This window comes from Nitrosomonas sp. (assembly GCF_019635155.1).
Taxonomy (GTDB): Bacteria; Pseudomonadota; Gammaproteobacteria; order Burkholderiales; family Nitrosomonadaceae; genus Nitrosomonas.
The window spans coordinates 66651-75601 of record NZ_JAHBZY010000019.1 but is presented as its reverse complement, the minus strand read 5'-3'; the positions used below and the strand labels follow the sequence as shown (position 1 = coordinate 75601).

General features: G+C 46.9%; 9 protein-coding genes and 1 other RNA gene. 5 read left to right on the top strand and 5 right to left on the bottom strand.

The annotated features are described in order from the left end of the window. The 5 genes from ssrA to KF839_RS12520 all read right to left on the bottom strand — a co-directional run. Nucleotides 1-297, bottom strand: a transfer-messenger RNA (tmRNA) gene (gene ssrA / locus KF839_RS12540); the annotation flags it as partial. Between the two features lie 93 nt (nt 298-390). Beyond that, the gene (locus KF839_RS12535) at nt 391-1038 is read right to left on the bottom strand and encodes an HAD family hydrolase (protein ID WP_292918185.1); all 648 of its coding nucleotides are present in this window, start codon (nt 1036-1038) and stop codon (nt 391-393) included. A 45-nt stretch (nt 1039-1083) separates the two neighbouring features. After that, a complete protein-coding gene (gene ubiG / locus KF839_RS12530) occupies nt 1084-1791 on the bottom strand; it encodes a bifunctional 2-polyprenyl-6-hydroxyphenol methylase/3-demethylubiquinol 3-O-methyltransferase UbiG (protein WP_292918184.1) in 708 nt (235 codons plus the stop codon). Nucleotides 1792-1803: 12 nt separating this feature from the next. After that, the gene (locus KF839_RS12525; protein ID WP_292918183.1) at nt 1804-3138 is read right to left on the bottom strand and encodes a TRZ/ATZ family hydrolase; all 1335 of its coding nucleotides are present in this window, start codon (nt 3136-3138) and stop codon (nt 1804-1806) included. Nucleotides 3139-3257: 119 nt separating this feature from the next. After that, nucleotides 3258-3950, bottom strand: coding sequence for an OmpA family protein (locus tag KF839_RS12520; RefSeq protein WP_292918182.1), 693 nt, complete (start codon nt 3948-3950; stop codon nt 3258-3260). 415 nt (nt 3951-4365) lie between these two features. On the opposite strand from KF839_RS12520, the gene KF839_RS12515 reads away from it, so the two are divergent. The 5 genes from KF839_RS12515 to mutM are packed head-to-tail and all read left to right on the top strand — an operon-like array spanning nt 4366 to nt 8937. Further along, the gene (locus tag KF839_RS12515; protein ID WP_292918181.1) at nt 4366-5094 is read left to right on the top strand and encodes an ABC transporter ATP-binding protein; all 729 of its coding nucleotides are present in this window, start codon (nt 4366-4368) and stop codon (nt 5092-5094) included. Nucleotides 5095-5112: 18 nt separating this feature from the next. Continuing rightward, nucleotides 5113-5856: an ABC transporter permease gene (locus tag KF839_RS12510; protein WP_292918180.1), complete on the top strand. Its 744-nt coding sequence runs from the start codon at nt 5113-5115 to the stop codon at nt 5854-5856. A gap of 20 nt (nt 5857-5876) precedes the next feature. After that, nucleotides 5877-7241: a GldG family protein gene (locus KF839_RS12505; RefSeq protein ID WP_292918179.1), complete on the top strand. Its 1365-nt coding sequence runs from the start codon at nt 5877-5879 to the stop codon at nt 7239-7241. Further along, nucleotides 7238-8107, top strand: a complete 870-nt coding sequence (locus tag KF839_RS12500) for a hypothetical protein (protein WP_292918178.1) — start codon at nt 7238-7240, stop codon at nt 8105-8107. The genes KF839_RS12505 and KF839_RS12500 overlap by 4 nt, the downstream gene beginning before the upstream one ends. Then, nucleotides 8107-8937: a bifunctional DNA-formamidopyrimidine glycosylase/DNA-(apurinic or apyrimidinic site) lyase gene (gene mutM, locus KF839_RS12495; RefSeq protein ID WP_292918177.1), complete on the top strand. Its 831-nt coding sequence runs from the start codon at nt 8107-8109 to the stop codon at nt 8935-8937. Before KF839_RS12500 ends, mutM begins: the two co-directional genes overlap by 1 nt. The last annotated feature ends 14 nt before the right edge of the window (nt 8938-8951 follow it).

The following is an 8951-nucleotide window of genomic DNA, read 5'->3' as shown; positions in this document are numbered from 1 at the left end:
AGCCATGTTATTTAATTTGACCTGGCTACCGCCAACCGGCAGGCTGATGACAGGCGAGTCACCTTGCGTTTAACGTTTTATAAAGTGACCCTATAAAACGCGATCCTCGTTAGTGACTCTGCTGTCTGTTGCCAGACCCGGCGTTGAGGCCCACCGGTGCAGAGGCTAGCCGATTAAGCGGCTAAAGCGTAGTTTTCGTCGTTTGCGACTATTGTTTTCAGATGGATTTACGAGGTAATCTGATCCTCGGTATGCCCTGCGCTGCTTTGCAACCCACGTCGAAACCAGATCGTCCCCGGTATTCGTTTTGGTAGTGCATAGGATGGTGATGAAACTTAAAAGTTCAAGTCCTATGCGTCGGCTATTCTAACAGAAATAGCGTGCGATTCTTTAGAGATGAATCAGCAGTTCTTCGGGGTGGTCGATCAGATGCTGCGCGCCCCAGGTTTCCGGCGGTTGTTCGTTGCCAAGGTAGCCGTAACGGGCGATGATCGGGTGCATGCCGGCGGCGAGGCTGGCTTGCACGTCGCGAATGTCGTCACCCAGATAAATACAGTTTGCCGGTGGAATCTCGATTTTGCGGCTGGCGGTTAGGAGCGGTTCCGGGTGCGGTTTGGTGTTGGAGATTTCGTCACCGCAGATGATGCAGGCGACATGTGGCGCCAGACCGAGTGCATGAATCAACGGATGTGCGAACCGAGCCGGTTTATTGGTGACAATACCCCACGGCAAACTACGCTCTTCCAATTGAGCGAGCAATTCATCGATGCCGGGAAACAGGCATGTGTCATGGCAAAGCCGTTCGGTGTAAAAATCGAGAAATTCGTCACGCATCGATTCGTAACCTTGATCGCCCGGTTTGATGTTAAAGCCTAATCCCAACAGTCCGCGAGATCCGGCGGAAGCCAGGGGGCGGATTTCCGTGATGGATAGTTCAGGCAAACCACGGGCGATACGCTGCCGGTTCAAGGCATGACCGAGATCGGGGGCGGTATCGGCGAGGGTGCCATCGAAATCGAAGAGAACGGCTTTAATCATGCGGCAATATCGGTTGTAGCAAAAATGACGGGGATTGAATGCTGATTAACTGCGATACGCCATGATGTAGTTGACATCGGTATCGTGTTCCAACGCGTAGATTTTAGTGATCGGGTTGTAAGTCATGCCAATCAATTGTTCATCGGTTAAACCGGCGTTACGAGCCATGCGGGCGAGCTCGGATGGTTTGATAAATTTGGAGTATTCATGCGTGCCGCGCGGCAGTAGTTTAAGAACATATTCGGCGCCGATGATAGCGAATAAATAGGATTTTGGATTACGATTAATGGTCGAAAAGAAAATCCAGCCGCCAGGCTTGGCCAATTGTGCGCAAGAGCGGATTACGCTCATTGGATCCGGTACATGTTCAAGCATTTCCATGCAAGTAACGACATCGAAATGCTGCGGTTGTTCTTTTGCCAACGATTCCACGGTGATCTTGCGGTAATCAACGCGGTGTCCGCTTTCAAGCAAATGCAGTTTCGCTACTTTGAGCGCCTTGTCGCTGAGGTCGATGCCGGTCACATGTGCGCCTATTGATGCCATGCCTTCGGATAAAATGCCACCACCACAGCCGACATCCAATATGGTTTTTCCGGTTAATCCGCCAGCCAAATCGTTGATGTAGTTGAGGCGCAACGGATTGATTTCGTGTAGTGGTTTGAATTCACTATTTGGATCCCACCAACGATGTGCGAGTTGGCTGAATTTTTCCAGTTCGAGCGGATCTACGTTGATGCCATCATTTTCCATAAATAGATTCCCTTATTGTTTTGCTGAATTGCCGATGCGTTCTTGCCAGAAAGTTGCGCGGTATTTGAGTTCCGAAGGATTGAGCGTTGTCAATTCGCCATTTTCTAGCAGCATTTTACCATTTACCCAAGTATGACTCACGTGTTCACGTCCCGCGCTGTAGATTAAATGTGAAACCGGATCGTAACAAGGGGTGAGATTGAGATCGGAAAAATTGACGGCGGTCATATCGGCGGCTTTTCCGATAACCAGCGATCCGGTGATAGCTTCCAATCCAAGTGATCTGGCGCCGTTCAAAGTTGCCATTCTTAATACTTGGTGAGCGGGCAGGGTGTCGGCCCGGTGATTGGTTATTTTTGCTAAGAGTGCCGCTAAGCGCATTTCCTCAAACATATCCAAGCGATTGTTACTGGCTGCGCCATCGGTGCCAAGCCCGACAGTGACGCCTTGATTGAGTAATGTTGCAACCGGGGAGAAGCCGCTGGCCAGTTTCATATTGGATGACGGGCAATGAACAATATTGCAAACATGTTGATGCATCAGCTTAATTTCATAATCGGTCAGATGTGTCATGTGGACGGCAATCAAATTCGGACCGAGCAACCCGAGGTGGCGTAAACGTTCAATCGGTCGTACGCCGGTAGATTCCAGACTCATGCGAATTTCATCTTCGGTTTCGTGCAAATGGGTATGAATTGGTACGTTTAGTTGCTCGGCATAGGTCAAAATGCGACTGAATGTTTTATCGCTGACGGTATACGGGGCATGAGGCGCAAAGCAGAAAGATAACAACGGATGGTTTTGATAACGATCGCGTAATTCAAGCCCTTTTGCGAGATAGTCATCGCTATCGCTGGCATAGGCTGTCGGAAAATCGATGATCACCATGCCGATAGCTGCACGCATACCAGCATTGATGGCGGCTTCCGCACTGGATTGCGGAAAGAGATACATGTCGTTAAAGCAGGTAATGCCACCTTTGATCATTTCGGCGCAGGCGAGTTGCGTGCCATCGAAAACGAATTGCGCATTGACATGCTGATTTTCCGTTGGCCATATATATTGGTGCAGCCATTCCATCAGCGGCAAATCATCGGCAAGTCCACGCATGAGCGTCATGGCGGCGTGCGTGTGCAAGTTGATTAATCCAGGAATAAGCACATGATCGTCGAGCGCTATCGTTTGCTGCGGATGATAGCGTTGCTTGGCTTCAGGAAGCGGCAAAATATCCCGGATAATTCCCCGGTGGATCGCGACGGCGTGACGGTTGAGAACAGTGTTTGCCGGTTCAACCGGGATTATCCATCGGGCGGAGATGAGCGTATCTATTTCTGTCCGATGATTCATGCAATTATTTGTGCTGGAAAATAAAAAGCCCTGTATTTCAACAGGGCTCTAAAGTGAAAATATAAGTTTATTTTGTAATTACCATTCAATCACAGCCAGGGTGATTGAATGGTGCATGATTAATTACTATCCTTAATGGTCCTTCTGGTTCCGGCAACTTCAATTTCAACGCGGCGATCCGGCGCTAAGCAATCGATCAGCGCTTTGGTTTTTCTTTCGCCGACACAAGTGTTTCCAGTAACCGGATTGGATTCGCCTTTACCATCAACAAACACACGATCCGGGCTGATACCTCTGGAAACGAGGTGCGCTTTAACCGCTTCGGCACGGCGCAATGAAAGGTTTCTGTTATATTCTTCCGAACCAATGCGATCAGCGTAGCCTACCGCAATGATCAAGTCATATTTGAGATCGCTGATGCCACCGACGAATTCATTTAATGATTGAACACCGGCTGGTTTCAGTTTCGCACTGTCAAAATCAAATAGTGCATCGGCAGAGAATGTTATTTTATCGGGTGCAGTGGTTGGGATTGGTTCTGCTGCCGGAGCGGCTGCAACTTCATCCGGTTTTTTAACCAGATCCGGGTCACATTCATGAATGGCCATGGCCGGAGTCCAATAACCTGTCCGCCAGCATAAGCCGGTTGTATTTCTGGCAACGATACCGCGGTCATCGATACCATATGCTTCCGGTTTTTTATCCGTACTAGATTGATCGGCGCTTGCTTCCTGTGCCAAAACAGCACCAGAAAACATTGCTGATGAGAGAATCATTCCTATGAGGGTATTTTTAGCTGATATTTTCTTCATGCTGTTGTCCTTTTAATGAAAACTCTGATTCCTAGAGTTCTTTCGATTATACAAAAATGTTTTGCAATCATATTCTAAAAGCCCTTTCGATTCTACTACTTCAAGCAAATACGTGTGTGGTTTCTCGGTTTGTTTGGTGGAATAATCGCACCAAAGTGTTGTATTAATGCAACAACGGGGTGCTTGAAGTTGCCACTGGATATACTCGTGAGCTTGTTTAAGTAGCAATCTATTTTCTAATAATAATCATAATGTTGGTGATTAAGATGAATTTCAATGATTCGATATCTGGCGTAATCGAATTGAAACCGGTGAATTAACAGGTAATCGGACGTATACTTGGACTCAATCGAGTGTTGTATTGGATGCACTTACTTCACGTCATCATGAAACTATCAAATTAACGGAACTCCATATGCTTGGAACAGCAACCGGAATTACTTTGTTGGCGCAAGATTTGTGCCGTGAGTATGGCCATTATACTGTAGTCGACCATGTGAATCTGCAGTTGCAGAGAGGCGAGGTGCTGGGTTTGCTTGGTCCGAATGGCGCCGGAAAAAGCACGACCATGCGCATGTTGACCGGCATATTGGCGCCCAGTAAAGGCAGCGTACAAATTTGTGGCGTTGATTTATTGGAAGAGCCGATAGCAGCGAAGGCATATTTGGGTTTTTTGCCGGAAATACCGCCGCTTTATCCTGATTTGACAGTGGACGAGTATTTGCGATTGGCTGCCAGGTTGCATTGCGTGCCTGAACAAGCGGTGTCTGAAGCATTGACAAATGTTAAGCAGCGGTGTGGATTGAGCGATTGCGGCAGGCGATTGATCAGTACTTTGTCGAAAGGGTTTCAGCAACGCGTGGGGCTTGCACAAGCGATCATCCACAATCCGGCAGTCATTATTCTGGATGAACCCAGTGTTGGATTGGATCCTAATCAGATGCGCGAAATCCGTCAATTAATCCGTGAATTGGGAAAATCCAGCAGTGTCATTTTATCAACCCATCTACTTTCCGAAGTCGAGAGCATCTGTGACCGCGTGCAGATCATGCATAAAGGTCAGGTTGTGCTCAATCAAAATATATCGGAATTACAACGCCGCGGTGTTCATTTGGAATCGATATTCACACAGCTTACCCAATGAGGAAATAGGAATCACTCCATGATCGCGACTGTTATCCGTAAAGAATTACTAATGTTTTTTATTTCTCCGCTTGCATGGATATTGTTGGCCGTCATTCAATTTGTTTTGACTTGGTTTTTGCTGGTGCGGCTTGATGCCTTTCTTGAGATTCAACCGCAAATGCTTCAAATTGCAAATCCTCCCGGGGTTACCGAATTGATCGTGTCGCCTGTTTTTGCCTTGGCGGCCATTATTTTGCTGATGATGACGCCCATATTATCGATGCGCTTAATTGCGGAGGAAAGGCGCAATCATACGCTTGATTTCCTGATTGCCGCACCGGTTTCTATTACCGCTATCGTTCTCGGAAAATTTTTTGCTTTAATGATTTTTTTTACCATAACGATTTTCCTGATCGCGTTATTATCCCTGTCATTATTATTAGGAGGGATTTTGGATATGGGCTTGATTGCGAGTAATTTGCTCGGCTTACTTTTACTCGCCGCCTGTTTTTCCGCTCTCGGGTTATTTTTTTCAAGTTTGACAACCCAACCGGCAATTGCCGCAATCGCTTCGTTAGGCGCGTTATTAGGATTTTGGATGATCGATTTGGCCGTCAGCGAAACAGAAGGATGGTTGCATTACTTTTCTTTGCTCAAGTATTTCAGGTATTTTAACCAAGGCTTGATCGATTCTTTGGGAATCAGCTATTTCATGCTGTTTACGATTGCGTTTTTAACGCTGACGGTGCGCCGCATTGAGGGAGAACGGCTGCATGGTTAAGTTTTTATAAAAATGAACGAATGACGGAATTGCATAAAAAATTGCGCTGGCAATATCGAATTCAAAGCGGTGTTTTCATCATTTTATTATTAGCATTGGTTGCGTTGCTGGGTTATCTTGCGCTACAACAGCGGGTGCAATGGGATGTCAGTCAAAACGGACGGAATAGCTTAAGCGACACCAGTATCGATATCTTGCAAAAACTGCCGGGGCCGGTGCAAGTAACCGCTTATGCGACGGAATATCAAGCGGAAGTAGGGGACATCCGCAAAGTCATCACCGATTTTGTGGCGCTCTATCAGCGGATTAAGCCTGATCTTGTTTTGCAATTTATTGATCCGGTGGAACAGCCATTGCTCGCGCAAGAAGCGAATGTCCAGGTCAATGGTGAAATTGTTATCACTTATCAACATAAAACCGAACACCTTGCAGTGATCAATGAACAGACGTTTTCTAATGCATTGTTGCGACTGGCACGCTTGGAAGACAAATTAATTGTCGAATTAAGCGGTCATGGCGAGCGAAAATTGGATGGTCGTGCGAATTTTGATTTGGGTGAGTTTGGAAAATCGTTGCAAAAATCCGGGTTTGTCAGCCAGCCACTGAATCTGGCGATTGAACAAGATATTCCATTGAATGCGGATTTGTTGATCATTGCTTCACCGCAAGTGGATTTGTTACCGGGCGAAGTTGATAAACTGCTGGATTATATCGATCGTGGCGGAAATTTATTATGGCTGGTCGATCAGGAATCACTGCGTGGTTTATTGCCGCTGACTGAGAAATTGCGTCTAACCCTGACACCGGGCGTTGTGGTTGATCCGCATGCCGAGCAACTCAAAGCACCGATTACTTTTTCGTTAGGTGCGATTTATGGGCAGCATCCGGTCACCAGTGGCTTTCAATATATTACGGTGTTTCCTTATGCGCGCCAGATTACGATTGACGACAACGCTGGCTGGAATAGCGTTTCACTGGTTGAAGTGGCGCAGAATGGATGGGTTGAAACCGGTGATTTGAATGCGAAAATCGAATTTGATCAAGCGGTGGATGTTCCGGGTCCCATCAGTGTTGCGGCAGCTTTATCTCGCAATATTAACGATCGCGAGCAACGCATCGTGATTGTCGGCAGCGGGCATTTTCTTGCAAATACCTATTTGGGTAATGGCAATAACTTGGATTTCGGTATTAATCTGGTCAATTGGCTGGCGGGCGATGAAGAAATGATGGTGATTCAACCCCGTGCAACGATCGATGGCAACCTCGTATTGAGTCAATCGCAATTAACATTTATTGCAGTAGGACAGATGATGGCGCTACCTGCGCTATTTCTGACGATTGGAATAAGTATCTGGTGGTATCGCAGGAGGAAAATGGCGCCATGACACATCATGCTCGTCTTAATTGGGTCATGTTTATCACGATCGTGGGGGTGATGGTGTTTTTATATTTCAAGCCACAGCCGCAAGAGACTTTGAAATATTCGATTTTTAATGAACCTGCGGCATCCGTGCACAGTGTGCGTATCGTTCGACGCCAGTATGAGATTGCACTCGAACGTTCCGGCGATCAATGGCGCATGATAAAACCTGTCGAAGCCGCAGTTGACGAGCGAAAAGCGCAAGCAATTTTTGAGATTCTGAATGCGCGTAGCGAACTTCGGATTCTTGCAACCGACCTGGGGCGCTTTGGTTTGCTGCAACCCAATGTGCAGCTTTTTATCGATGATCAATCCGTCAACTTTGGCAGTTTCGCTCCGGTAAAACATCAGCAGTATGTTCAAGCGAAACAACATGTCTATCTGATTTCACCACGCTATGGTTTGTTATTGCCGCGCAACGCGACCGAATTAATCAATCCTATCGTATTCCCGCCGGGTGAAATTCCAAGAAAATTTGTTTTACCGCAATTTGAAATTGAGATGCAGGACGGACAGTGGCATATCACTTCAGCAAAGCAGAATGAACCAATCGATCATGAAACGATGGTGCAGTGGGTTGAATTATGGCAATCGTTACCGGCTGCCGAATTGACAATCGGCGGTCATGTCGAAGCTGATTCGATCGACAAAAGCCTGATCGTAATTGAATTGCAAGATGGACGAGTGATCGATTTTGACGTGCTGAAAAATGAATCATCCATCATTTTGCTGAGAACGGATAACGGAATCGGTTATCAATTTCCAGTTGAGACGGGGCGGCAGTTACTCGATCCGCATATCATTCAGAAAAAATTGTTAACCAGTCACTGATGCCGGAATTACCAGAAGTTGAGACAACGCGACGCGGAATTACGCCTTCCTTGCAGGGGCAGGCAATCGCAAAAGTCATTATCCGTAATTCAAAACTGCGTTGGCCGATACCCGGGAACTTACCACAATTATTGAATGGATTGGTTATTCAGGAAATTCGCCGGCGGGCAAAATATTTGCTGTTGGATTGCGGTACTGGCACATTAATCATTCATCTAGGCATGTCGGGTAGCTTGCGGATTTTTCCGCTACCGGCTGCGAGAAAGGTTGAATTGCCTCACGCGCATGACCATTTTGACTTGATCTTGCAAAATGAGACAGTATTGCGGTTGCGAGACCCGCGCCGTTTTGGTGCGGTATTATGGCATGCAGGGGATGCATCGCTTCATCCCTTGTTGGTCAATCTGGGACCGGAACCGTTGACGCCCGGTTTTAATGCAGTGGATCTATATGAAAGAACGCGTGATCGCAGCGCCAGCATTAAACAGACACTCATGAATCAACAAATCGTAGTGGGCGTCGGAAATATCTATGCCAACGAAGCTTTGTTTACCGCGGGGATTCATCCTAAAACCGCGAGCGGCAGGATTAGTAAGGTCAGACTTGAAAGATTGGTGCAGGCGGTTAAACAGACATTGCAGCAAGCAATCGAGGCGGGGGGAAGCAGCTTGCGGGATTTCGTGAATAGCGATGGAATGCCGGGGTATTTTCAGCAACAATATTGGGTTTATGGGCGGGAAGGGCAGCCTTGTAAAAAATGCGGGAGCATTATTAAACAAATCAAACAGAATCAGCGTTCCAGTTATTATTGCCCGGCCTGTCAGCATTGATGGTTCGATTTAGT